This is a genomic window from Paenibacillus sp. An7 (assembly GCF_009870785.1).
GTDB lineage: Bacteria > Bacillota > Bacilli > Paenibacillales > Paenibacillaceae > Paenibacillus.
Genome location: NZ_WTWX01000001.1, coordinates 293,795 through 319,952 on the forward strand (window position 1 = coordinate 293,795; position 26,158 = coordinate 319,952).

Consider the following 26,158-nt stretch of genomic DNA (forward strand, 5'->3'; position numbering starts at 1 on the left):
TATAATGAATTTAAAATATCATTTTATGAACTCATACTTATAAATTTGCAACCTCAATTCGATTTGAAAGGTTATACCTATGACAACTCTACATTTTACGGTCCCTCCTCTTCCTGAGTACATCATAAGCGGTCTGTGTGAGGCACCTTATGCAGGAAAACAGCCTAATCGAAAGAATTTCGGCATTTTTGATCTGCTTGTTGTCGTCAGCGGTCAACTTGATGTGATAGAGAACGGCGAACCGTACCAAGTTGAATCAGGGATGTATCTTATTCTACGGCCGGATGCTCATCATTATGGGACGAAGGATTGTTCTGCAGATACAACCTACTACTGGCTGCATTTTAAGACGAGCGGAGAATGGGGCATCGACAAGTCACTGATGTTTCAAAGGGAGGATGCAATTGAGCTGCAGTTTATGATCCCCAACTATTTTACGATTGAAGTCCCTCAGTTCGGTCGTTTGACACAAATGCAGCGCACGATCGAATTATTAGATACGCTCACAGGACTTGTACAAAACGGGCATCAGACAAGAGCGCTGTGGAATCAGCAAGTTCTTTTTCAAGAACTCATTCAGCTGCTTGCCGCAACAGGCGTACATCCTTCCGCTTCCCCTTCTTTAGCCTGTGCTGAGAAAGCAGCCAGTTATTTACGTTCACACTACCGAGATGAATTCAAAGCGCATACCATGGGTCTGAACATTAATTTTCATCCCGTATATATTGCTCGCTGTATGCAAAAAGAATATGGCTGTTCTCCAGTAGAGTACTTACAGCGGTATCGAATTGAACAAGCCAAGCTTCTACTTATGCAAACCGATTACAGTATCAGCCGTGTTGCAGAAGAAGTCGGATTTAATCAGGCTGCTTATTTCACTTCTTGCTTTACCAAGCAGGAGAACATCTCTCCGCAGAAATATCGTCAGCAGTTTTTTATGGATTAAAAAAAGCGCATCCCCTTGTTCTTAAGGGGAGCGCTTTTCTCTTCGCATTCTTCACTTGGTATTCTTTTGTCCTTTCTCTCGTCTTTGCTTTTTCCCTTGGCAATTGCTTATTCATGTTCCAGTTCAATCGTATTTAAACTTGCATAAACATGCGGTACAAAACCTTCCGATGGTTCACCTGCAGGGATGGTGATGGTAAAAGCGAAATTAGTACCGTCTTGTTCCTTTACAATATACTGATGTACTGTTCCGTTCTTCTCTTCCTTGGCAGTTAGAAAGAGCCTGGCATCCTTCATTGCTTCAGGTCTCTTCTCTTCAGATACGACCTCTACCTCTCCATACTCAGCAAGGACTAGCGTTCCTTTCTCCTCCTGTTCCTGGAGCTGTAGATCAGCAGGCAGATTCTCGATCTGGACCGCATAATTCGGATCAACGTCCATTGTGAACAGCCCTGTTTCCGGATTGAATGTGAAAATATCAAAAACATAAAAGGAATAACCGTCCGCAGCCGATATGATACTTGCTTCTTTCTGTTCAGTCATCCCTTCTAACGTAAGTGTCAGCTCTTGTGTAGCGGGACGACTTTCGGATTTGTCATCCTCTTCGTTAGGTATAGTTCCACTGCTTGTCCCTGTTTTGACTATCTCGATAAGTACCCGCTGCTTCAAGGTATCTTCTCCTTCAATCGGCTTTTCTTCATATTTTAACGTTACGATATCATTCTCCTGAAGAGTAGAAATTTCTTTCATCAGCGATTCGTCAAATTGATACGCCTCTGCTTCCCCATTCTCAAGAATGACTTCAATGGTATGCGAATCAGCGAGTCCCGTAAATGTTCCCCTGGCTTCCTTTACAATCACTTCAGGTTCAGTGGGCCGATTATTTTCCTGATCGGTTCCAGGTTCTGTTGATGGTCCGCTTGCTCCATTCTGCCCGCAAGCTGCCAGGGTAAGTACCAAGATGGTAATGAGTACTGCGGTGCTTTTTTTCATCTTTTTTCTCATCAGAACACCTCCTTATCTTATGTAAACGCACGCAACCCTGCAGGAGTTACGTAAGATTCACCTTATTTTTAAAAAGAGATTATTTTCCTTTTTTATCCTTTTCTTTTTACTCTTAGAACCGCTATAATATCAAAGGACCAAACATCCTACGTTTGGAGGTAGAAACATGAGTTTACATAAAACAACGAAACGTTCGCTGACCGAACAGATTGTAGACCAATTGGAAAAATTGATTGAAACGGGAGAATGGCCTCTCGGATCGAAGATTCCCCCGGAACCTGAACTCATGGGTCAGTTAGACGTTAGCCGAAATACGCTGAGAGAAGCGATTAAGGCTTTAACCCATGCGGGTCTTTTGAAAACGAGACAAGGCGATGGAACCTATGTTTCTGCGTCTAGTTCCCTTGGTCCCATATTACGAAAAAGAATGAACAGGACGGATTATATACAATCTCTTGAAGTACGCCACGCTTTGGAGCGAGAAGCGGCCTATCTCGCAGCAAATAACCGAACCGAGTCCGATATAGAACAAATCAGGCTATGTTTTCAGTGTCAGAATGAAGCGATACAGAATGGACAGTATGAAGATTTTGCGGAATGGGATGTAGCATTTCATAAGGCAATTGTTGCAGCAAGCAAGAACGGTCTCCTTATGGACCTCTATGAACATATTACGGATGCTCTCAAAGATATGGTTACCAAAATCATTGCAAAAACAGGCGACGCCTACTACTGTAAAGACACGCATGAACAACTGTTAAACGCAATTGTAGAACAAGATCAGCTGCGAGCAGTAGATGCTGTCCATCAATACATCGAAGAATCAAAACAACATTTTATACAACTTGGAGGCAGCATGAATGAAATCAATTGAAAAAACCACTGTAAGTCAGCGGCAATGGAGAATAAGCGAAAGCTTTATTCTTGTAGTAGCCCTTCTTTTAATAGGAGCAAATTTACGTGCTCCCATTACTTCCATTGGGCCATTGCTTGGTTCTATTAAAGAAAGTACAGGGATATCGAATACATTAGCCGGTATGATCACCACCGTACCCTTGCTTGCTTTCGCTGTACTCTCCCCATTTGCTTCAAAACTTTCACGCCGATTCGGCATGGAACGAGTTATTTTTTGTGCCTTATTATTCATTGCGCTTGGGGCCATAGGACGCACCTTATTTGGTGCTGGATCCCTTTTTGCAGGTACGATATTCGTTGGACTTGGCATCGCCGTATGTAATGTTCTCTTACCGAGTCTCGTGAAACAGGAATTCCCAAATAAAGTAGGAGTTATGACCGGAGCCTATACACTGTCTATGAATATATGCGGTGCTCTCGCTTCTGGGATCAGTATTCCGCTTGCTGTACAGCTTGGAATTGGCTGGAAAGGTGCTCTTGCTTGCTGGGTCATTCTTACCGTTCTTGCGCTAGCAACCTGGCTGCCTCGGATGAAATCGGCCCGGCTAAGTGCAGCTACCACAGCTTCTTACCGATCTAAAGTGAACATGTGGAAGTCACCGCTTGCTTGGCAGATCACCTTCTTCATGGGACTGCAATCTTTTATTTTTTATAATATTGTATCCTGGCTGCCAGAGATCCTTATGGACCGCGGAATGGTAGCAGATACAGCCGGATGGATGTTATCTCTCACCCAGTTTTCGATGATGCCATTTACTTTTTTGGTTCCGATCTTGGCTAGCCGGATGAAAAGCCAAACTCCACTTGTATACGTAACTTTCTCGCTGTATACGGTTGGAATTTTAGGACTGATTTTCGGCAGTACCGCCTTCGTTCCTCTCTGGGTTTCCCTAATTGGAATTGCCGGTTCCTTCTCTTTTGGATTAGTGATGATGTTTTTCAATCTACGTACAAAAACAGCCGAAGAAGCAGCCGAACTATCCGGTATGGCGCAGTCTGTTGGTTACCTTATGGCAGCTGTTGGTCCTATGATGTTTGGTTACCTGCATGATCTGACTGCAAGCTGGACGATTCCGCTGTTCTTATTGTTTGCGGCAAGTATCTTCATTTTCATCTGTGGGCTTGGAGCAGCAAAAAACAGATTCATAGGTGAATCAATTTCATAAATGGATTCAGATTCAAGTGATAAAATAAATCATGATATGGTTCATACAAAGAGGGTCTTCCTGCATTCAGGAAAGACCCTCTTTTCACTATTTAAAAAATGAGCTTAGTAACGATCCCAGAAGCGCTGTTTTGCCATGGCTTCGGTAAATTCTTTTGCAAAAACTTTTGGTGAATGGTCAGTAACTACGCCTGGTTTACCGACGATGCCGAGTTCCTTAAGTAACTTCTCGCCTAATAATGTACTTCCAATCGGTTTAAAATGATTATACGATTCCACAATAAATGCCCTCGCCCGGTTATTAAAATACGGATCAGCATTCTCACTTCCTACTAGGTAAAGACCGTCATAGAGTACAGGAGATGTCGTTAAAAAACTTGCATTGACTACCCACTGGTCTCCCTTATCATCACGAATCATGCCATTTCTTACACTGATGATCACTGGTTTCAATCCATTATGAATTAGCATTTCTAATACTTCTCTTGTTTCTCCACCTGCAAACCCTTCATCAACGAGCACACCTACTTTTAAGGTATTCGGAAGATAACGAGTGTTCTTCATACTCAGTGCAGGGCTCGATTCAGTCACTGTAGATTCAGGAACATCTGCCGGTTGTAAAGTTAAATTTTCTCCCACGCGTGCTGCCAGTACCCGATCAATATGAGCTAGCATGTTCACTAGTTTTTGCCGAATTTCAATCGAGTTCACTTTTCCAAGTTCAAAAGAGTAAGCGTCAATAATATGATGTTTTTCTACGGGACTCATACTGTTCCAAAATAATTTTGCTTGTGAGAAATGATCTTCAAAACTAGGAGCGGTAGCTCTTACTTCATATCCATGTACTAATGAAGGGTAAGTTACAAATCCGCCTTTTGTCCCAGGAACGGTGTAGGGAGTATTATTCGCGAGTGAATTTTTATGATAGGCTACTTTTCCTTGGTCGATTACATACCTGGCACTACCATCTCTTTGGTTATTATGAACAGGACAAACCGGTCGATTGATCGGAAGCTGCTGATAATTTGTGCCGACACGATAAAGTTGTGTATCTGTGTAGGAGAATAATCTGCCTTGTAATAAGGGGTCGTTCGTAAAATCAATTCCGCGGACAATATTCCCCGGGTGTAAAGCAATCTGCTCTGTTTCTGCAAACACATTATCTACATTTCGATTCAGCGTCATTTTCCCGATTTTACGGACTGGAATGAGCTCCTCAGGCCACAGTTTAGTAGCGTCAAGGATATCAAAGGTGAATTTAAACTCATCTTCTTCTTCAATGACCTGAACGCCTAGTTCCCATTCCGGGTAATTACCTGCTTCAATGTTCTCCCACAAGTCTCTGCGATGGAAGTCAGGGTCAACACCGCCTATCTTCTGAGCCTCATCCCATAAAAGAGAGTGAACTCCCAGCATAGGCTTCCAGTGGAATTTCACAAATCGTGATTTTCCATGTTTGTTAACGAGCCGAAACGTATGTACTCCAAACCCTTCCATCATGCGGAAACTGCGAGGAATCGTTCGATCTGACATAATCCAGAGGGTCATTGCTGCCGACTCTTGATTCGAAGTAATAAAATCCCAGAACGTATCATGTGCGGTCTGTCCTTGTGGAATTTCATTATCAGGTTCTGGCTTCACTGCATGGATCAGATCAGGGAATTTAATACTATCCTGAATAAAAAAGATGGGTATATTGTTGCCTACAAGATCAAAGTTTCCCTCTTCTGTATAAAATTTAGTTGCAAAGCCGCGCACATCACGGTCTGTCTCATTCGCTCCTCTCGATCCTGCAACTTGTGAAAACCTTAGAAACACAGGCGTTTTTAAGCTGGGATCTTGCAGAAAATGAGCCATTGTTAATTCTTCTTGAGATTCATATACCTGAAAAATACCATGTGCTCCGTATCCCCGGGCATGAACAACACGTTCGGGAATTCGCTCACGATCAAAATGAGCAAGCTTCTCCCGAAATAAAAAGTCTTCGAGCAGGGTAGGTCCGCGGTCTCCCGCTTTTAGCGAATTTTCATCATCTGAAATCTTAATTCCCTCATTTGAAGTAAGCGGCTTACCTTCATTATCCCGTGTAAAGACTTTTAATTGTTCTGTTTTTTTATTTTCATTCTTAAACTTTTCATTCAATGTGATCACCTCATCATTATACTTACGATGACGGGAACAGTTTCATTACTAAAGCTTAGATTTCCTTCTCTTCTTCCTTTGCTTACCGAAAATAAAAAGACGAAGACACGTTGTCTCCGTCATTAAGGTATCCTTTCATTGGTCCTGGGAGCTTTTAAACAAACAACCCAACAACCGTAGCCGTCAGAATGGAAACAAAGGTAGCAGCAAGCAGCATTTTAAGTCCAAATGTTGCGACTATCTTTGCTTTTTCCCCATTTAATGCTTGGATAGAACCCGAGATGATCCCAATCGAACTGAAGTTTGCAAAAGAAACGAGGAACGAAGACACAATCGCTACCGTTTTTGCGGATAGCTCCGGAATCAAAGGTTGAAACTCCAACATCGCTACAAATTCGTTCGTTGCGAGCTTCGTTCCCATAATCGTGCCTGCAGTTGTAATTTCATTCGATGGAACTCCCATGATTAGAGCGATTGGGCTAAATATATAACCTAAAATCTGGGTAAAAGAAAGGCCAATCAGAGAAACTAATAAGCCGTCTACAAGAGCAATGAGACCTACATACGCAACTAGCATCGCTGCTACAATCAGCGCAATTTTTCCTCCGTCCAGTGCGCCAGCGGATATGGCTTCGAATAAAGATTTTGAATTGGTAGCGTCCTTGATATTAATGACTTCCTCTTCTACTTCCTTCGTTGGTGCCATAAAGGTCGTAATAATGAGCCCTGATAGTGCATTAAGCAGCATTGCAACCAGCACGTACTGAGGAGGAATCATGGTCATATAAGCCCCCATAATCGAAGCAGAGACACTCGCCATCGCCACGGTCGATACAACGAATAACTTATTGCGATTCATTTTATCAAGATGAGATTTAATCGCAAGAAACGCCTCGGACTGACCAAAGAAAATACTATTCACACTATTGAAAGTTACTACTTTTGATAATCCGGTAATTCTGGCCAGACCACCACCTATGTACTTGATTGCTATGGGCAATATTCGAATATAGGTAAGAATGGATAGCAGTGTGGACGTGAAAATAATCAGCAAAAGAACATTAAAGAAGAATATGCTGCCATCTGCCGGAACTAAATCGCCTAGAATAAAGCGAATTCCTTCATGTCCATACATAAGCACATGAGAAACCCCATTCGAAATGGCTTCCACAATGGTATTCCCAAATGTCGTTTTAAACATAATTAAGGTCACTGCCAATTGAACTACAAACAGGACAACAATCGCCTTAAAATTGATATTCTTTTTATCGTTGCTCAGTAAATAACATACACCAAGCAACAAGAGTATTCCTACAATACCAATGAAAACTGACATGAATATCAAGCCCCTTTTGATCCAAGTGTTATCACCATTGGGTAATGGCGTCTCATGTAAAACCATTTCACGATTACATAGTGTATGGTGATCTAATCGGGGCTTGTTTATTCTAATTTTTATACAATATCAAGCGGAACCTTGTTCTTAGGTGCGGGAAAAGCCTCATCCAGTTGTGTAAGATCTTCCGCAGAGAGAACCACTTCATATACGAATGCATTTTCTTTAACATGCTTTTCACTTGAGGATTTAGGCAACGATAGAACATTGCCCGAGCGGAGTGTCCAGGCTAGCAGTAATTGATAGGGAGTAATGCCGTGTTTTTCGGCTACATTAATCACCGTCTCGTGTTGCACTAACTCTTTCCTAAGACTTCCTCCTTGAGCAAGAGGTGAATACGCCATGATTGGCATCTGATGTTTTTCCTGCCACGGTAATAAATCGACTTCAATTCCTCTCGATCCCAGATGGTACAGCACCTGATTAACCATGCACCTGTTCCCTTTATCCAGCTGCATTAATTCTTCCATATCGTCCTTATCCAGGTTCGAGACGCCCCAGCGGTCAATCTTTCCTTCGTGGACGAGTCGTTGCATCCCTTGTATGGTTTCTGCGAGTGGAATGTCGCCTCTCCAGTGTAATAAATATAGATCCAGGTGATCTGTTTTTAGTCTTCTAAGACTTTGTTCGCAGCTTGTAATGATTCGGTTTTTCCCTGCATTATGGGGGTATACTTTAGATACAAGAAACACTTCGTCTCTGATTCCGTGAATCGCTTCACCGACCAGTTCCTCTGATAAACCTTCCCCATACATTTCGGCGGTGTCAATCACTTTCATCCCGAGTTCTACACCCAGCCGAAGAGCTGCTATCTCCTCCATTCTTTTGCTTGGGTCATCCCCAATATGCCATGTTCCTTGTCCAATCGCTGGAAGCTGTGTTCCATCTGGAAGTGTAACGGTGGGTTGTTTCATCATATTCTTCATCCCTTCTTTATTCATTATTATGTGTTTATTTGCCTTTCTGCGGTTCGGGGTATAAGATAATTTGTTGAATAGCATGGTTTACTGTACATTAACCTTTAATTTGTGCGTTATATCCTTCTATTTCAAAGTTTTAACAATAAAGAAAGGTATGAACTTTTATGATCCACATTTTAGTTGCTGATGATGACGCACATATCCGCGAACTCGTCCATTTTTATCTATCTGCAGAAGGATACACTGTATACGAAGCGGCTGACGGCAATATGGCTTCCTCTCTTCTATCTACGGAACAAATTCATCTTGCGGTCATTGACATCATGATGCCTGGAAAAGATGGGTATGAGCTGGTTGAGGAAATCCGCAAGTATTATGATATCCCTGTCATTTTGCTGACTGCGAAAGATCAGTTGATTGATAAGGAAAAAGGATATGAGCTAGGAACGGATGATTATGTAACCAAACCGTTTGAGCCAAAAGAACTTATTTTTCGAATCAAAGCACTGTTACGACGTTACCGAATGGTGAATTCTCAAAAGATTACACTCGGAAGAACGATCATTGATCGAGACAGCTATGAAGTGTACTGTGATGACCAGTTATTAATGCTTCCCATGAAAGAATTTGAGTTATTATCCCAGCTCGCCAGTTACCCAGACCGAATCTATTCCAGAGAAGAATTAATTCATCTCGTATGGGGAGCCGATTTTAGGGGTGATGATCGTACAGTTGATGTACATATTAAACGTCTTAGAGAGCGATTCCAACATCGAAGCGATGACTTTGTCATTAAAACAATTCGCGGAATTGGTTATAAACTGGAGGTTTGCTCACCTTGAAAACACTGTATCTTCGTATTGTACTTACGACTGCCTTAGTCATGCTGCTCAGCAGTCTGCTGGCTTTTGTCATCTCTAATACTTACTACCAGTATAATTTAAAGCCTTATAACGATGAAAAGATGACAGACATGACAAACGATATTATTCAGTTCTATAAAGAAAACCCGGAAGTGAACTTATCTGCTTATCTGAACAGTATCGGAGATTTAGGGTATCAAATCTATCTAGCAGGTTCACCGGAACAAGGAACTTTTTATGGCGGAGATTTTCGCAAGAAAAATTTAGAGGCAGATGTTATTCGCCAGGTGCTCAGCGGACAAGTATATCACGGCATTGCCGACTTTCCTGCAAAACTATTCATTACAGGTTTTTTTGACAATTCACTGGATAACTCAATTGGGATGCCTATTACCGTTAATGGGGAGACGCACGCTCTTTTTGTTCGTCCTAATGTAGAGCTGCAGTTTGGAGAACTTCGTATTTTCTTCGCCTTACTTCTTGTTCTGACGACACTAATCAGCATTATACTTGTCTTCATTAGCACGAGATATATTGTGAAGCCCGTCACTCGCTTAACGGAAGCAACCAAACAAATTGCCAAAGGCAATTATCACATTAAGTTAAATGACCGAAGACGAGATGAGATTGGGAAGCTGGCTAATCATTTTTCACAGATGGCAAAAAGCTTAGAACAACTCGAATCCATGCGGCAAGAGTTTGTCTCGAACGTTTCTCATGAAATCCAATCCCCCCTTACTTCAATCCAAGGATTCTCGGAGCGCTTGAAATCAAATCAGTTAACGGAAGAGGAGCGCTTGCATTACCTTGATGTTATCTCTGATGAGAGCCGAAGATTATCTCAATTAAGTAAACAACTGCTTACTCTAGCCTCACTGGATAAAGAAGAATCCATCATTGATAAGCAGCTTTATTCAGCCAAAGATCAGATAAAACAGGTTGTGTATATGCTGGAGTGGAACTGGCGGGAAAAAGAAATTGCTCTAGATCTGCAGCTTTCTTCCGCACAAATCTATGCAGATCCAAAATGGATGTATCAAGTATGGGTTAATCTCATTACAAACAGCATTAAGTTCACTGAACCCGGAGGGACGATTCGTATTCGGCTTGAAGAGGAAGATAACCATCATCTGATCGAAATTGAAGACACCGGCATAGGGATTAAGGAAGAAGACCTCCCTTATATCTTCAATCGATTCTATAAAACCGATAAAGTTCGAAATCGCAGCGAAGGAAGCAGTGGTCTTGGACTCGCCATTGTAAAGCGAATTATTGATATGCACGATGGACAGATTACGGTTCATAGTGAACTAAGAAAAGGCACATGCATTCAAATAAGGATCCCGATCTCCTCCCCTAAGTGAAAACCTGGGGAGTTTTTTATATGTCCCATATGTATAAATCAATTTCATAACTCATTAAAATGATGAATTTGTAACTATATATAGACAAACAAAACCATTTTGATCTATATATACCCCTGATTAAAGCAACTAAAGGTATTATGAAATTGATTCGTATATGTTTCATTTGTAATATGCTGTTCATCCTCCGTTCATATTTCAGCCCGATACTTAAGCAGTGGATAGGAAATGAAAAATATAGAAACGCTTATGAAATGGGGTTGAATCGTATGTTTTTAGCTTTACGAGAAATGAAACACGCCAAATTACGCTATCTGCTGATCGGTCTCATTATGGTTCTCATTGCCTGGCTCGTCTTGTTTGTTACGGGTCTTGCCAAAGGTCTCAGTAATGACAACGTATCGTCACTGCAAAATATGGACGCAGATTACATTGTGATGCAGAATGAATCCGAACTCAAAATAAATCGTTCTGTATTATCAAGTGAAACACTAGACCAAGTTAAGAGCATCACAGGGGATGAAGGGGCTACCCCTCTCGGTCTGCAGATGAGTACGTTAACCAAGGAAGGGACAAGCACCAAGATTGATGCTTCCTTCTTTGCCATTGATAAGGACAGCTTTATCGCTCCGACCGTTGTAGAGGGTTCAATGATCGATAATAAAGCAGCGGATGAAGTAGTCGCTGATATTTCTCTGAAGGAGGATGGATTTGCGGTTGGCGACCGAATCCAGGATCAATCCTCAGGCAAATCGTTTACGATTATCGGTTTTACAGAAGGTCAATCCTACAGCCATACTCCCGTTCTCCACATAAATATGGCAGGATGGTTTGCACTTCATGATGCAGATCCGGATAGTGAGATTTACCATTTTAACGCGATTGCTTTAAAAACAACAGATGCCATTGCTGACGAAGTCAGTCAGATCAGTGGTATTGAAGTCTTCGCCAAAGATGACACGTTAGCTGGAATTCCGGGGTATAAAGAAGAAAGCGGCTCGCTTCTCATGATGATTGCCTTCTTATTTGTCATTGCTGCCTTTGTTCTGGCCGTATTCTTCTACGTGATTACCATTCAAAAGATGAATCAATTCGGTGTACTCAAAGCCATCGGCGCAAAAAACAGTTATCTGGTGCGTAATGTAATGTCCCAAATTTTAATCATCACGATGGTCAGTCTCGTCTTGAGCATCCTGCTGACTTATGGTGTCGCATCCATTCTTCCGGCAAGTATGCCATTTGACCTCAGTCCATCACTGGTTGCTCTTTGTTCGATTCTATTTATCGTCGTATCGATCCTTGGTTCCCTACTGTCCGTGTACCGGGTTGCTAAAATTGATGCGATTGAAGCTATAGGGAGGGCTGCTTAATGAACACAGCAAATCTTAAATTACAACTCGAAAATATTACAAAAACATTTGGTGACGGCGACTCTTCTATTAAAGTGCTGAAGAATGTAACCTTGAATGTAAAGGCCGGTGAATTTGTAGCCCTAGTCGGTCCATCCGGTTCCGGGAAAAGCACCTTTCTCTCTGTTGCCGGCGCACTGCTTGCGCCTTCCAGCGGACGTATTATCATTGGCGGACAAGACCTGAGTCAATTCTCAGAGAAGCAAATGAATGAAATACGTCTTGATAAAATCGGATTTGTATTTCAATCGGCCAACCTCATCCCTTATCTGACGGTGAAGGATCAGCTCCTTTTAATCGCTGAACTGTCTGGTAAGAAAGGCAAACAAGCAAACCAAAAATCGGATGAAATGCTAAGCAGACTTGGGCTGAGTCACCGAGCCCATGCTTATCCAGAGAACCTCTCGGGCGGTGAACGTCAGCGTGTTGCGATTGCTAGAGCCTGGATGAATGATCCAGAAATTCTGCTGGCCGATGAACCAACCGCAAGTCTTGATTCAGAACGGGGCCGAGCAGTTGTTGAAATGCTCTCACAAGAAGTAAAAGAAAGAAAGAAAGCGGCAATCATGGTTACCCATGATACCCGGATGCTCGATCTCTGTGATCGGGTCGTATATATGGAAGATGGCGTACTCACGGAACAGCCTGTATTCCAGCATTAAATGATGAAAAGCAGCAGCCTTATTCATAGGGTCGCTGCTTTTTTTGATATCTACTTTTCAACTTCCTTAGGTGTCTGCTCGAACATTCGATGCCTGTTCGCACATTCGATTATTGGATGTAAACCGTGTAAAATAATGAGAAAAGACATAACTCTTCTTGAAGGGATTTTACCTATGAATATAGATTATGAATATAAACAACCTAAAACTTTACTAAATAAGGGCACTGGTTTTCTAGCTGGATACTCCCATTCCCTTAACCCATATACGGGCTGTACTTTTGGCTGTTCCTATTGTTACGTTCGGAAGATGCCCGTTTCATTATTCCGAGGAAAAGAATGGGGAACTTGGGTGGACATTAAGAAAGACAGTGCAGCATTGCTGCACAAAGAGCTATTAAGAGAAAAGAAAAAGGGTCCGGTTACGATCTTTATGTCTTCAAGTACGGACCCCTATCAACCTGCCGAATATAAAGAAGAAATTACCCGTTCTTTACTGGAAGTTATGACAGAGGTTCAGCCCGATTTTCTGCTGGTACAAACCCGAAGTCCACTCGTTAAAAGAGATATGGATCTTCTTCAAAAACTGGGCAATCGGGTCCGGGTAAGTATGACGGTAGAAACCGATCTTGATGAGATTCGCACCCATTTCTCTCCCTCTGCCCCTCCTATTCAGGCTCGTATACAAACACTTCGCAAGCTGCGCGAAGCTGGAATCCCTGCACAGGTTGCCATCGCCCCCGTACTGCCTAGCAGTGAAGCATTTCCCGAACTTCTTCGTCCTGTGGTAGACCTCATATGCATTGATGATTTTTTCATGGGAGACGGAGCCCATGGCAGACGAACGCAGCAACTAGGCATACGAGATAAATACGAAGAACTAGGATATGGTGATTGGTATCATCCCGAAGCCTATCAAGTGGTGGCTCGCCGGATGTGTGAAGTTTATCCCGAACAGCAGGTCCGAATCAGCCAGGAAGGATTTGCTCCTTTCTAATCTATAATAGAAGAATTCTATAGTTCCATAAATAAAGACCATGAGAGGTATATCTTCTCATGGTCTTCATCTTTCTATGAATATTCAGTTGACATCCGTAATCATTAGACAGACTCATTCAATTCTGCTTCACTAGACTGCGCACGCTCTGGTCCCATGAGGAACACGATAACTACAGCAATCGCAATTGGGATAATAGCAATCTGGAATACATGTGTAATGGAGTCCGACATCGCTTGCGTAATTTTGCTTAGAACCTCTGGTGGTATTTTTTCACGTCCCTGAGGAGTAAAGATTTCTCTCGTATCCATACCTCCAGCAAAGCTGCCGCTCGCTCCCCCAAAAGCGTCAGTTAGACGTTTGGTAAAGGTATTCGTCTGGAGTGTACCAAAGATGGTTAAGCCCACGGTCATCCCAAAGGATCGAAGGAACGAGCTTGTCGAGTTCGCCGTTCCGCGGAAGCGTGTAGGAAGTTTGTTGATAGAAGCTGTTGGCAACAGTGAAAAGGAGAACCCAACACCAAAACCAGCAATAAACATGTATAACGTTAAAATGATTCTTGAAGTCTCAGGTGTCATCGTTGACAGTAAGATCATACCTGCGAGGAAACTAAATACAGACACAATCATCAGGGAACGAAAACGGATCTTGGTCTGAGTAATTCCGCTGATCATACTGCCAATGACTGTCCCGATAACCATCGGCATCAGTACAACTCCTGCGTTGGTTGCAGAACCGCCGTACACAGCTTGCACAAAGATCGGTATAAACACGGAAAGAATGATAAATGTTCCGCCGTAAATAAAAGCAAGTGCTTGTGAGGTGGCAAACAAGCGCTTTTTAAACATCCAGAAAGGTATAATGGGTTCCTCTGCTTTTGTCTCAACAATAATGAACACGATCAGGGATACGATGGCTACGGAAAGAAGCGTAAGTATGATGGCCGAATTCCAAGCGTATGGATCTCCGCCGAGCTCCAGGGCAAACATAAGGCATACAATAGCCAGTACAAGGGTAAAAGCACCCGCCCAGTCAATCTTCTGCTTCTTGTGTTCCATTGTTTCTTTATAATATTTAGCAATGAAGAAGATCGATACGGCACCGATCGGTAAATTCACAAAGAAAATCCAGTGCCAAGTTAAAGCATCTGTCAAGAAGGCACCTAATAGCGGCCCTACTACACTTGATAATCCAAATACTGCACCTAACAAACCGGTCATTTTGCCTCGTTTTTCAACGGGAAACAGATCAAAGATAATGGTAAATGCGATAGGCATAAGAGCCCCGCCGCCAATCCCCTGAATGACCCGAAAAGCAATAAGCTGCCCCATCGTTTGTGACAACCCGCAAAGGGCTGAACCAATAATAAACACGGTTAACCCAAATAAGAAAAATCGTTTTCTTCCATACATGTCAGACAGTTTACCGTAAATCGGCATCCCTGCCATCATCGCCACCATATAAGCAGCAGTTACCCAGATGAACTGGTCAAAGTTACCCAGATCGCCTACAATGGTTCCCATTGCCGTTGCAACAATCGTGTTGTCGATAGCGGAAGCAAAAATCCCGAGCAAAAGTCCGACCGTTACAAACGTGGCGGCACGATTCTTATTCATTTTCTCATCTCCATTTACATATCTATTAAATTAGATTGCAATAAACATAAATCATTATTTAGATTATTTTTTATCTTCGCTCTCTTCCTCGTCCTGTAATTCCCTTAGCTGATCTTCAAGCCAAGAGATCTCTGAACTCACGAAGTGTGATCGGTGATGTAGCGTCCTTTGGATGCTTTTTCGCTCATTCTCACTCGTCACAGGAATTTTCATCACGATCTGCTCTCCGAGATCATTATGTTCTTGAAGATAACCTAGATACTCGCGATAATCCTCGTAAATCTGTACCTGCTGCTCCTTAGAAACATGATGAAGATTTGCGAATTTGATATCAAAATAATCTTTTGTATCCGAATTGTACGTAGTTTTCTCACCCATTAAATGAAAAAACTGTCCTTTACCTGCTTCTGTAATACAATAAATCTTTCTATTCCCATCTTTCCCAGACATTTGAATCAAATTCTCTTTTTCAAGTCTTTGAATAAGTGGATATAGCACTCCCCAACTAACTTGTCTTACCGGACCTATAATTCTGGATAGGATATGATGTAGCAAGTATCCATGCATAGGTCTATCCATTAGCTCACCCAGAACAAATAGCTCATACAAAATTCATATCCTCCTTTTCTGATAATGGAGTACATTACCGTTCAAATATATCGTGGTGATATAAGACTATATTATAATATATCGCAGCGATATAAAAATCAATATCCCAATGAACATAAAAAAACCGACTGTTTTTATAAACAGATCGGCCTGTATCTTATTGTTTAAGAAGTATACCCAGTTCAACTATTTTCTCTTGATTCGGGGCTTCTTGTATGCTCTTAATCTTTTCTTTAAGTTTATCTGTATCTTTTAAAGTTTGATCATTTCCTATCTTCTCTTGTAAGAGATATGCTAAATTAGAGCTTATTTCAAGATCAGAATAGTACGATAAAGTATCGATAATGGAGGCAGAATTTAACAGAGAAGTATTCGGGATTTTCCCCTCTTCTAGTTGAGAAGCAAAAAAAGTAAGCTCACTGCTTATTCTTTGATTGAGATTTTCCTGAAATAAATGTTGTTCATTTTTATGGGACTGATAGAGAAAAATATTTAGAAATAATGATCCAATAAGTAACAGCAATAAAGCTGGAATGTATTTTGTTTTTTTCATATAGATCCTACCTTTATCCCTTGATTGGGTTATGATCATGAATATTTAAACAGACGGTTCACACATGGATAGGTTACGAACTTACACTGTTCGCTGTGTTTTCAGGAATAACAGCTAGCTGATGCAGTATTTTCTGACTAGAGTCGTTTAGTCCCATCATGGTAACTTCATTATGATTCTCTGTATATTTTAGCTTGATTTTATCAATCGCTCCTACAGCCGAATCATCCCAAATGTGCGAATCCGAAAAATCAATGACGATATGCTGTTCTTGAACCGATGTATCGAACGCTCTTTCAAAACTTTGAGTGGAAGCAAAGAACAACTGTCCTTTGACATAAAACACTTGCTTATTCTCTTTCTTCTCACTTGTTACGGTAAGTTTAGAAATCTTGGCAACAAAGAAGATGGAACTCAGTATGACCCCTGCAATCACACCTTTCGATAAATCATGAGTCGCTACCACGATCATCACCGTCATAAGCATGACAAATGCATCTCCTCGTGGAGCTTTTTTCAAATAACGAAAGGAAGTCCAGTCAAAAGTGCCCACACATACCATGATCATAATTCCCGCTAATACCGGCATGGGCATAAGGACAACAAAATCGCCAAGAACTAGAATGAGGAACATTAAGAAAAGTCCAGCTACGAGGGTAGATAACCTGCTTCTGCCTCCTGATTTCACATTAATGACCGATTGACCAATCATCGCACACCCTGCCATGCCGCCAAAGAATCCGTTGATGAAGTTCGCGATGCCTTGTCCTCTTGCTTCTCTGTTCTTATCACTTTCTGTATCTGTCATGTCATCAATAATAGAAGAAGTCAGCAGTGACTCTAATAAACCGACAAGTGCCAGTGCAAAGGAATAAGGTAAAATGACCTGCAGCGTATGTAGTGTCAGAGGAACATTAGGAATCAATAAATTGGGAAGAGTTTTTGTAATTGTGCCCATATCTCCTACCGTTTGAAGGTGTACACCCGCTACTGTAGAAACAATCGTAAGGACAACAATCGCAATTAAAGGAGCCGGGACCACTTTTACATACCTTGGAACGAAGATGAGTATCAATAATGTAATTCCTAGAAAAACAAAGGTCATGGGTGATTTCCCTAAAAAATAGGGGACCTGCGCCATAAAGATAAGAATAGCGAGGGAATTGACAAAACCGATCATAACCGCCCTCGGTATAAATTTCATTAGGCGAGCAACCTTGAAAGTACCTAATAGAAACTGAATAACTCCGGTTAATATCGTAGCCGCAATCATATACTCAATCCCATGATCTCTTACAAGCGGGGCGAGCACGAGTGCCATGGCTCCGGTTGCGGCTGAAATCATAGCCGGTCTTCCTCCTGCAAATGAAATAATAATGGCTATACAGAAAGATGCATAAAGACCAACCATCGGACTTACACCTGCGATCAGGGAAAAAGCAATCGCTTCTGGGATCAGCGCCAGCGCAACAACCATACCTGATAATATATCTGCCCGTACATTAAAAAACCAGTTGCATTTTAACCGTTCCACCAACTTAACTCCACACCTTTTCATTATGATATAAATCATGTAGTATTTTTCCATGAGTGTATCACGAATCGTTCCTAAATGGAACCTTTTTGATACTCTGAAGTATGTTATGATTACGAGTAAAAGTATAGTTTAGGAGAAAAACCTATGCGCATCGGATATATGAGACCCTATCAGGATGACAAGGAACTGAGCATGCAGACTCGTGCTTTGGATCCGTTGTCCTGTGATAAAATTGTTATAGAAGAACATGCATCCGCTAAAAGAAGATATGAACTTGAACAATTAATGAATGAACTCAGCAAAGGCGATATCGTTGTTGTATACAAATTGTTTGCACTTGCCGATTCGACCAGGCATCTTGTAGAACTACTACAAAAGCTGGAAGAGAAACAAGCTCATCTCTTCTCATATGCAGAAGGCATTGATACGAGTAAATCCGAAGGGTATCCTTTTCCTGAAATCGTCAAACATCTAGTGGATTTTCAGAGTGATGTCATTAGTGAAAAGACGAAAAAAGGACTTTATGAAGCAAAACAGAAAGGCAATCACCCCGGACGGCCTCGTAAAGCCGATGATAATGTAAAAAGAGCGATTGTTATGTATCAGAGTAATAAGTATAGTCTCGCCCAGATTCGCGAGGAAACAGGGATCAGCAAATCGACGCTGTACCGTTATTTGGACTCTGAAAATTAATAATCTGAGGATTAATCAAATTCAGGTACAAGAAACAAGAAAAAGAGCAATTCAGCCTTAACGCACAGGCAGAAAAGCTCTTTTTTCAATCGATCAATACCTATTTATTAAGAGTACTACTTATTGATCTTCAGCTTCTGTGTCCAGGTTTTCCCTCCGTCTTTGGTCAGATAAATAGCCCCTTCTGAACTGGTATCCGCCATCCAGCCTATTTTCCCATCAATAAAATCAATATCGTTTTCGAAACCGGTGATCGGCGGCATGTTAGTCCAAGTTTGGCCTCCATTATCGGAGCGTCCTACTCCAATCTTCTCACCTGCCGGGGAGAATCCCCCAAGGTAAACGATGCCTTGTGCGATCGATAGGTTTCCAGGATGACCACCTGGGGAAGCGGGTCCTTCGAGCACCATGCCTGCTGAATTCCCAGGTGCTTCACCTCCGCCTGCTGTATTTTGGCTGATTACTTTCGTCCAACTTTCTCCGTTATTTTTTGAAGAGTACAGCGCATACGATTGTTGTGACATTCCCGTTCCACCGTTAAGTCTTATCCACACTTGATTTCTATCTGCCGCAATTTCCCCGCCGCTAATACCTTTTGAAGGGACGGATAAAATAGAGCGCCATTTCTTGCCTCCATCCGTTGTTTTATGAATCTTGTATCCGAAACCAGGAACCACGACAAGTGCATATCCATTCTGCTCATTAGTGAAATCAGCATATCTCGTATTCGCTGGTGTTTTTATTTTCGTCCAGTGGTGTCCGCCATCTGCTGTTTTGTAGGTAAATGCCCGAGAGTAACCAAAACCTACGTTTTTGTTCTTAAAGGAGATCCGTTCAAGATTCATTGATCCCGTTTTCATTTTGGTCAGTGTCGTGCCACCGTCTTTCGTATAGAGCAGAGCATTCGGACCATTCACCGCGGATTTCGCGAGCATCCATCCGGTTGTGTTATTAATGAAATCCAGCTGTGTGAATTGCCATGTCCCTATATAGATCGATTGCCAATCGTTTCCGGAGTTTGAAGTACCAATCATAAACCCGTTTCCAGCTGCTCTCCCAGTAGTCCCGCCTAAGAACTGAATATCACTAATCTGAAAATAATCCGAACCTGCTGGCTTGTTACCTAACAATTCATTCGCTGATCCAGGTGCGGCCTCTGCTGGAATTACGCCCGCTACTAATGCGGCAGTCATTGCAAGTGCTGCTATTCCTTTTGTGATTTTTTTTATTCTCATTGGTCGTGCCTCCTGTCTTCTTAACGGATTTTTGTCTATATGGTTTCCCCTATGATCTAATTAAACCATCTACGCATATGTAATCATAATCATATAAGAGTGAAGTCATAAAAACAGACGAACCTTTGGTGGTTCGCCTCAGTTGTATCAGCTAAATAAACTATCTTCTTTGCCCTGGTTCAGGCTTCTATCTATTTTATGATCCGAAATGATCCCGTACTTAGGGCAACCAGTTCATGGTCACGATCTACCACTCGTGATTCGGTCGTTAGCGATCTGCCGGTTTCATGAACTATTTTTGCAGTAACGGTAAGTGGGCCTTTTTTTGCTGGTTTCACGAAATGTACATTCAGATTACTCGTCACTGAAGCTTCGCCGGGACGCCTTACCATGACCGCAATCCCCATTGCGTTATCCATGAGGGAAGAAAGAACTCCCCCATGAACAATTCCCATGAGATTCAAATGGTGCGGCTTCGTATCAAGTGTAACCACCACTTCATCTGTTTGAATGGATGTAAGCTCACATCCCAGATATCCCCAAAACGTGTGTTCCGCTGCCTTCGATAATGACTCAAGATACTGCTTTCCTTCCATGCTCTCCATCAAAAAGAGCCTCCTTCTCTATCCGGGCAAGCGGCAAACTTTCAACCTGCCGGAGTTTCTTCCTCTTCCTCAAGTAATTTACGGCGCAACACTTTCCCTACAAGAGTCTTCGGGAGTGATTCACGGAATACATAGTGTTTAGGCACTTTATAAGCTGCAAGCTGGGAACGACAGAACAGTTCTATATCTTTTGGATCAGGCGCCTTTCCATCCTTAAGGACAATATAGGCTTTCACTGTTTCACCGCGGTATGCGTCTTTTATTCCTATTACAACAGCCTCTTTTACTGCTGGATGTTCGTAAAGAACTTCTTCAATTTCACGCGGATAAATATTGAAGCCGCTTGCAATAATCATATCTTTTTTCCGGTCAATAATCGAAAAGTAGCCTTCCTCATCCATAGTTGCCATGTCACCGGTAAATAACCAGCCGTTTCGTATCGTATCAAAGGTTTCCTCTGGCCTATTCCAATATCCCTTCATCACCTGCGGTCCTTTGACAATGAGTTCCCCTGCTTCCCCCGGCAGAACTTCTTCACCTGTTACTGGATTCACCACTTTCGCTTCCGTGTCAGGAACCGGAATACCAATCGTTCCTATCTTTCTTCTTCCCCATATCGGATTTACATGCGTTACAGGCGAAGTTTCGGTAAGTCCGTAACCTTCGATTAATTTTCCTTTTGTCAGCTCCTCAAAACGATCTTGCACTTCAAGCGGAAGCGCAGATGAGCCGCTGATACAGGCATTAATCGAGGATAAGTCGTACTCTTTTATCTTAGGATGATTAATAAGGGCAATATACATCGTCGGTGCTCCTGGAAAAAGGGTTGGTTTTTTCTTATCGATGATTTTGAGAAGGGAATTTGGATCGAATTTAGGTATGAGGATCAGCATTCCTGCACGGTAGACCCCTTGGCCAAGAAGTGTGGTAAGCCCAAACACATGAAAACAAGGCAGTACAGCTAAATATCGTTCTTTGCCATTCTTCACTTGATAACACCAATTGGCGGATTGGATCGTGTTTGCGATGAGATTTGTGTGGGTTAACATGACCCCTTTGGGAACACCTGTCGTCCCGCCGGTGTACTGTAATAATGCTAAGTCATGGTCTGCATTCACCTTTTCACAGCAAGGTGCATCGTCCGCTGAAGCAAGAAGTGCGGTAAACGAATGGACCGATTGGCTGTATTCAATTTGTGGCAGCGGTCCTTGTTTTTTTGCGACGAAGGGATACAGTATTTTTTTGATAAAAGGCAAGTAATCAGGGATAGCCGTAACAATCGTATGCTCAATCATCGTCTCCTCAGCAACACTCTGAACTTTTGAATAAAATTGGTCCAGGGTAATCATGATCTTCGCCCCTGAATCCTGCAATTGATATGCCAGTTCCCGCTCTACATAGAGCGGATTCGTCATTACAACGATGCCTCCTGCAAGGAGAGTTCCATAATAGGAAATTACAACCTGGGGACAATTGGGCAGCATAATCGCCACCCGATCCCCCTTCTTAAGTCCTTTGCTTTTCAGCGTATTTGCCATACGGTAAGCAGACTCCAGCAGCTTTTTATAACGAATGGTCTTTCCCATAAAGTACATAGCTGGCCGGTTCGGGTACTGCCCAGCCGAGCTGATCAGAAACTGCGCCAGATTCTGCTTCGGATAATCAAAACTAGGGGCCACTTCGGTCGGGTAATACGGAAGCCAGGGCTTTGCATTCATCGAATATCAATCCTTTCCTCTCGGAATGCTTCCTGCTGACCTACTCCTCATCCAAAACGATTTTATATCTAGCAAATATAATGCGCAGTTATACGGTATAACGTTCGTTTGTTACCACCCTAGCAGCAATGCTCCGTTTTAGTGCTACCTTGTCTACGGGACTTAATTTTGTCAGCTTTTTCAGCACAGATAACTGCATACGGAGCAGATCGCCGGACTCAAGAGAGGTGAGTGTTTCCTTGGCGCTAGCTTCCGCTCTTTGCAGCGCTTCATAAGCATACACTTTCGTCATCTCCACCATGTTCAAGACTTTTTCTTCAGATACGCGGGCTAGTTGTTTCTTTGTACGAAGCAGCGCACTCTCCAGTGCAAATACATCAATTAAAATATCCGCTAGATTGGACAAAATCTCTTGTTCCTTCTCTAGTCTGGTACCTAGTTTCTGTACCGCATATCCGCCTGCGAGCAGGAATATTTTCTTCACCATATCCAGAATGTGTTCCTCTTGTCCGAGCACTCCTTCATATTCCTGAGCCGGAACCATTTGCAGCAGTTCACCTTGCAGACCTTGTGCTTTTTGCAGAAGAGCAATTTCCCCTTTTAACACTTTTTTCACTAAGGTACCGGGTATAAGGAGCCGGTTAATTTCATTCGTCCCTTCAAAAATTCGATTAATACGGGAATCTCGGTAGATTCGTTCAATTTTATATTCCTGAATGTATCCATACCCTCCATGAATCTGGACTCCTTCATCTGCAATAAAATCGAGGCCTTCTGAAGAAAATACTTTATTGATCGAGCATTCAATGGCATAATCCGAAATTGCGTTTGCGGAGTGAACACCTGCATCGGGATGATTGTAATCAATGTCTGCGAGCGCTTCATCGAGCAGCCCTGCTGTACGGTACACCATACTTTCCATCACAAAAGTAATGATATTCATTTCAGCCAGTTTTTTACGTATAAGCGGGAAGCTCGAGATCGGTGTTTCAAATTGTTTACGCGTATTCGCATACTTGGCACTGAGTTCTATTGATTCTTTTGATGCACCCACGGTACCTGCCGCAAGTTTATACCGACCGATGTTAAGAATATTAAAAGCAATTCGGTGACCTTTCCCAATCTCTCCGAGTACATTTTCTTTGGGGACTTTCACATCTTCAAAAAAGAGCGGACGTGTAGAGGAACTTTTGATTCCCATTTTCTTTTCCTCCGGCCCGATCGTAAATCCTTCCATCTCTTTCTCTACAATAAAAGCAGTGAAATGCTCTCCATCCACCTTCGCATAGACAATGAAAATATCCGCAAATCCCGCATTCGTGATATATAGTTTTGATCCATTCAAAATATAGTGCTCTCCATCCTCGGAGAGACGAGCTGTTGTTTTTGCAGCCAGAGCATCTGAACCAGATGTTGGCTCGGTCAGACAGTATGCTGCGATTTTCGCTCCGCTTGCTAAATCGGGTAAATATTTATGTTTTTGCTCTGCTGTACCAAAGTAAACAATAGGCAGCGTTCCAATTCCTACATGAGCACCGAAGGAAAGGGCAAACCCTGAACTTTTGGAAAAATACTCGGTAATGATTGTTGAGCTTACTTTATCCAGCCCAATTCCTCCAAAAATCTCAGGAACATCTGCTCCGAGAAGTCCAAGCTCTCCTGCTTTTTGAAGCAGCTCTACGGTCAACTCATAATTTAGTTTCTCTAGTTCCTCATCTTTAGGAATGACTTCGCCATCAATAAAATCACGAACCGTTTCTCCAATCATCCGGTGTTCTTCGGTAAAATCCTCGGGGGTTACGATGCGATTCAGATCTACGTTATCGATGATAAAACTTCCGCCTTTAATTTTCGGTTCTTTGGTTTGGTTGTCAGTCATGGGGGGTAACTCCTTCCGGAAGGGGATTTGTGGTGAATCAGGTTTGGCTGAGTATCGTTAGACGGTGCTTCGAATGCGGATCCATTGAGCATCGCTAGGTGGTGCTTCGAATGCGGATCCATTGAGCATTGCTGGGTGGTGCTTCGAATGCGGATCATCCTTACGATCGCTGTTGAATCTGGATTTCTTGGATGGAATGAGGTAAGAGTGAAATCCAGATTCAAAGGCGAGCGCTTCGCTTCTTCAGGACGATTCCGCTTTCTACGCAAGCTGGGTTGGGTACCGCTTACAGAGAAATACTGCTCCTACACAAATTTGGTGTAGGCAGGGGCGAGTTTCAAGGTTTCTCCCCTTGAAACTGCCCTGGGTAAAGTGACCTATTTAGTGCGAGTTCAAGTACGAGTGAGAGTTTGAGTATAAGTTCGAGTGTAAGTTCGAGTGCAAGAACGAGTACGAATGTGAGTGTGAGTGCAAGTGCGAATATGAGTGTGAGTGCGAATGCAAGTGCGAGTATGAGTGCAAGTGCGAGTGTGAGTAATGAGGTAAGGATCAGCTTGGGCTCGTTTCGCTTCCAGTTTTGCTTCCAGCACGAATTTTTAAGCTCTATGTCGGCTCACTGCATCCCAATCTAAGGAAGTAACTCCCTTAGATTGGGATGTTAGACATGAAAAAGCGGGTACGCGAGTAGCATTCAGTAACTCAATACCCCATACTGAACTGTTTCTGTGCATGGACTTCAAACACCCCGGCGGCTCCCATCCCTCCGCCGATACACATACTTACTACACCGTAACCTCCTCCCCGCCTAGCCAGTTCGGAGATCAAGCTGACTGTAAGTTTGGCCCCAGTACAGCCTAATGGGTGACCCAGGGCAATTGCCCCTCCATTCACATTCACCTTGTTCTCATCGAGGTCTAAAGCTCGAATGATATGAAGGCATTGCGATGCAAAAGCTTCGTTAATTTCAAAAAGGTTTACATCGTCTTTTTCGATTCCTGCCATTTTAAGTGCCTTGGGAATTGCTTCGACGGGACCTACTCCCATGACCTCCGGCTCCACCCCGGCAAGGGCAAATGAACGGAAAGTAGCAAGCGGTGTAAGTCCAAGTTCCTGCGCTTTTTCCCGGCTCATCACCGCAACGGCTGCTGCTCCGTCACTGGTCTGGGAAGCATTCCCTGCCGTTACCGTACCTTTGATGGAAAATGCAGGTCTGAGACGACCGAGTCCTTCCATTGAAGTATCTTCACGTACTCCTTCATCGGTATCAAATGTGAACGTACGGCTCCGCACTCTTCCTTGTTCGTCTACTGAAGTGGCGGCTGCAGTGACAGGTACGATTTCTTCTCGGAATTTACCGGACGCGATCGCTGCTGCAGCTTTGCGGTGACTTCCTACTGCAAAGGCATCCTGTGCTTCGCGGTCCACACCGAATCTTCGTGCAACCTCTTCCGCCGTATGCCCCATGCCCATGTACACTTCCGGCTTTTCTTCCACAATTCGGTGGTGCGGGGCAGGTTTGAATCCGGTCATGGGTACATGACTCATGCTTTCTACACCGCCAGCAATGATAACATCTGCGTGCCCAAGCATAATGCGCTCTGCTGCAAAAGAAATGGCTTGTAAGCCAGAAGAACAGAAGCGATTGACCGTCAGCGCAGGAACCGTAACTGGGTACCCTGCATATAGCGAAATAATCCTTGCTACATTTAAACCTTGCTCGCCCTCTGGCATTGCACAACCAAGGATAATATCGTCCACGTCTTCTTTTTGCAGTCCCGGTGCACGGTCAATCACGGCTTCGAGTACCGCTTTTCCTAAATCCTCTACTCTCGTCTGCGCGAGACTCCCCTTCTTCGCTTTCCCGATCGCAGTCCGAGCCAGCGATACAATCACGGCTTCTCTCATGATTTTCACCTCATCTTTTTGGATTA

General features: G+C 42.9%; 23 protein-coding genes. 10 read left to right on the forward strand and 13 right to left on the reverse strand.

The window, feature by feature from the left end; translation table 11 throughout:
* Positions 1-79: 79 nt before the first annotated feature.
* Entirely contained in the window at positions 80-946 is an 867-nt protein-coding gene (locus GQY27_RS01250) for an AraC family transcriptional regulator (protein ID WP_160031695.1), read from the forward strand.
* 107 nt (positions 947-1,053) lie between these two features.
* On the opposite strand, the gene GQY27_RS01255 is transcribed toward GQY27_RS01250, so the two are convergent.
* A complete protein-coding gene (locus GQY27_RS01255; protein ID WP_160031696.1) occupies positions 1,054-1,950 on the reverse strand; it encodes a DUF8580 domain-containing lipoprotein in 897 nt (298 codons plus the stop codon).
* Between the two features lie 166 nt (positions 1,951-2,116).
* Between GQY27_RS01255 and GQY27_RS01260 the strand changes: the two genes are divergently transcribed.
* Entirely contained in the window at positions 2,117-2,824 is a 708-nt protein-coding gene (locus GQY27_RS01260; RefSeq protein WP_160031697.1) for a FadR/GntR family transcriptional regulator, read from the forward strand.
* Positions 2,811-4,031 (forward strand): CynX/NimT family MFS transporter, encoded by a 1,221-nt coding sequence (locus tag GQY27_RS01265; RefSeq protein ID WP_160031698.1) that lies wholly within the window; start codon positions 2,811-2,813, stop codon positions 4,029-4,031. Before GQY27_RS01260 ends, GQY27_RS01265 begins: the two co-directional genes overlap by 14 nt.
* A 104-nt stretch (positions 4,032-4,135) precedes the next feature.
* Here the strand turns inward: GQY27_RS01265 and GQY27_RS01270 are convergent, their stop codons facing one another.
* The 3 genes from GQY27_RS01270 to GQY27_RS01280 form a co-directional block, all read right to left on the reverse strand.
* Complete coding sequence (locus GQY27_RS01270; protein WP_160031699.1) at positions 4,136-6,172, reverse strand: catalase; 2,037 nt, start codon at positions 6,170-6,172, stop codon at positions 4,136-4,138.
* A gap of 154 nt (positions 6,173-6,326) precedes the next feature.
* Entirely contained in the window at positions 6,327-7,508 is a 1,182-nt protein-coding gene (locus GQY27_RS01275) for a NupC/NupG family nucleoside CNT transporter (RefSeq protein WP_160031700.1), read from the reverse strand.
* Between the two features lie 119 nt (positions 7,509-7,627).
* Positions 7,628-8,494 carry an aldo/keto reductase gene (locus GQY27_RS01280; protein WP_442950868.1) on the reverse strand — a complete coding sequence of 289 codons (867 nt, stop codon included), beginning with the start codon at positions 8,492-8,494 and terminating at the stop codon, positions 7,628-7,630.
* A gap of 158 nt (positions 8,495-8,652) precedes the next feature.
* On the opposite strand from GQY27_RS01280, the gene GQY27_RS01285 reads away from it, so the two are divergent.
* The 5 genes from GQY27_RS01285 (at position 8,653) to GQY27_RS01305 (ending at position 13,782) form a co-directional block, all read left to right on the forward strand.
* The gene (locus GQY27_RS01285; RefSeq protein WP_160031702.1) at positions 8,653-9,330 is read left to right on the forward strand and encodes a response regulator transcription factor; all 678 of its coding nucleotides are present in this window, start codon (positions 8,653-8,655) and stop codon (positions 9,328-9,330) included.
* Entirely contained in the window at positions 9,327-10,715 is a 1,389-nt protein-coding gene (locus GQY27_RS01290) for a sensor histidine kinase (RefSeq protein WP_160031703.1), read from the forward strand. Before GQY27_RS01285 ends, GQY27_RS01290 begins: the two co-directional genes overlap by 4 nt.
* 269 nt (positions 10,716-10,984) lie before the next feature.
* Positions 10,985-12,085 (forward strand): ABC transporter permease, encoded by a 1,101-nt coding sequence (locus GQY27_RS01295; protein ID WP_160031704.1) that lies wholly within the window; start codon positions 10,985-10,987, stop codon positions 12,083-12,085.
* Positions 12,085-12,786 (forward strand): ABC transporter ATP-binding protein, encoded by a 702-nt coding sequence (locus GQY27_RS01300; RefSeq protein ID WP_160031705.1) that lies wholly within the window; start codon positions 12,085-12,087, stop codon positions 12,784-12,786. The genes GQY27_RS01295 and GQY27_RS01300 overlap by 1 nt, the downstream gene beginning before the upstream one ends.
* Positions 12,787-12,960: 174 nt before the next feature.
* Positions 12,961-13,782: an SPL family radical SAM protein gene (locus GQY27_RS01305; protein ID WP_160031706.1), complete on the forward strand. Its 822-nt coding sequence runs from the start codon at positions 12,961-12,963 to the stop codon at positions 13,780-13,782.
* A 104-nt stretch (positions 13,783-13,886) separates the two neighbouring features.
* Here the strand turns inward: GQY27_RS01305 and GQY27_RS01310 are convergent, their stop codons facing one another.
* The 4 genes from GQY27_RS01310 to GQY27_RS01325 all read right to left on the reverse strand — a co-directional run bounded on the left by GQY27_RS01310 (position 13,887) and on the right by GQY27_RS01325 (position 18,097).
* Positions 13,887-15,398 carry an MDR family MFS transporter gene (locus GQY27_RS01310; protein ID WP_160031707.1) on the reverse strand — a complete coding sequence of 504 codons (1,512 nt, stop codon included), beginning with the start codon at positions 15,396-15,398 and terminating at the stop codon, positions 13,887-13,889.
* Positions 15,399-15,461: 63 nt separating this feature from the next.
* Positions 15,462-16,007 (reverse strand): PadR family transcriptional regulator, encoded by a 546-nt coding sequence (locus GQY27_RS01315; RefSeq protein ID WP_160031708.1) that lies wholly within the window; start codon positions 16,005-16,007, stop codon positions 15,462-15,464.
* Between the two features lie 157 nt (positions 16,008-16,164).
* The gene (locus tag GQY27_RS01320; protein WP_160031709.1) at positions 16,165-16,560 is read right to left on the reverse strand and encodes a hypothetical protein; all 396 of its coding nucleotides are present in this window, start codon (positions 16,558-16,560) and stop codon (positions 16,165-16,167) included.
* A gap of 73 nt (positions 16,561-16,633) precedes the next feature.
* Positions 16,634-18,097, reverse strand: coding sequence for a SulP family inorganic anion transporter (locus GQY27_RS01325; protein ID WP_160031710.1), 1,464 nt, complete (start codon positions 18,095-18,097; stop codon positions 16,634-16,636).
* Between the two features lie 144 nt (positions 18,098-18,241).
* On the opposite strand from GQY27_RS01325, the gene GQY27_RS01330 reads away from it, so the two are divergent.
* On the forward strand, positions 18,242-18,790 hold the full coding sequence (locus tag GQY27_RS01330) for a recombinase family protein (RefSeq protein WP_160031711.1): 549 nt from the start codon (positions 18,242-18,244) through the stop codon (positions 18,788-18,790).
* Positions 18,791-18,906: 116 nt separating this feature from the next.
* Here GQY27_RS01330 and GQY27_RS01335 read toward each other — a convergent pair whose 3' ends face one another.
* The 4 genes from GQY27_RS01335 to GQY27_RS01350 all read right to left on the reverse strand — a co-directional run bounded on the left by GQY27_RS01335 (position 18,907) and on the right by GQY27_RS01350 (position 24,227).
* Entirely contained in the window at positions 18,907-20,025 is a 1,119-nt protein-coding gene (locus GQY27_RS01335; RefSeq protein WP_160031712.1) for a WD40/YVTN/BNR-like repeat-containing protein, read from the reverse strand.
* A 191-nt stretch (positions 20,026-20,216) separates the two neighbouring features.
* The gene (locus GQY27_RS01340; RefSeq protein WP_160031713.1) at positions 20,217-20,630 is read right to left on the reverse strand and encodes a PaaI family thioesterase; all 414 of its coding nucleotides are present in this window, start codon (positions 20,628-20,630) and stop codon (positions 20,217-20,219) included.
* A gap of 41 nt (positions 20,631-20,671) precedes the next feature.
* A complete protein-coding gene (locus GQY27_RS01345; RefSeq protein ID WP_160031714.1) occupies positions 20,672-22,348 on the reverse strand; it encodes a long-chain-fatty-acid--CoA ligase in 1,677 nt (558 codons plus the stop codon).
* A gap of 88 nt (positions 22,349-22,436) precedes the next feature.
* Positions 22,437-24,227 (reverse strand): acyl-CoA dehydrogenase FadE, encoded by a 1,791-nt coding sequence (locus tag GQY27_RS01350; protein ID WP_160031715.1) that lies wholly within the window; start codon positions 24,225-24,227, stop codon positions 22,437-22,439.
* Positions 24,228-24,374: 147 nt separating this feature from the next.
* On the opposite strand from GQY27_RS01350, the gene GQY27_RS01355 reads away from it, so the two are divergent.
* Positions 24,375-24,551 carry a hypothetical protein gene (locus tag GQY27_RS01355; protein WP_160031716.1) on the forward strand — a complete coding sequence of 59 codons (177 nt, stop codon included), beginning with the start codon at positions 24,375-24,377 and terminating at the stop codon, positions 24,549-24,551.
* Between the two features lie 375 nt (positions 24,552-24,926).
* Here the strand turns inward: GQY27_RS01355 and GQY27_RS01360 are convergent, their stop codons facing one another.
* On the reverse strand, positions 24,927-26,132 hold the full coding sequence (locus GQY27_RS01360; protein WP_160031717.1) for an acetyl-CoA C-acyltransferase: 1,206 nt from the start codon (positions 26,130-26,132) through the stop codon (positions 24,927-24,929).
* Positions 26,133-26,158: the final 26 nt, after the last annotated feature.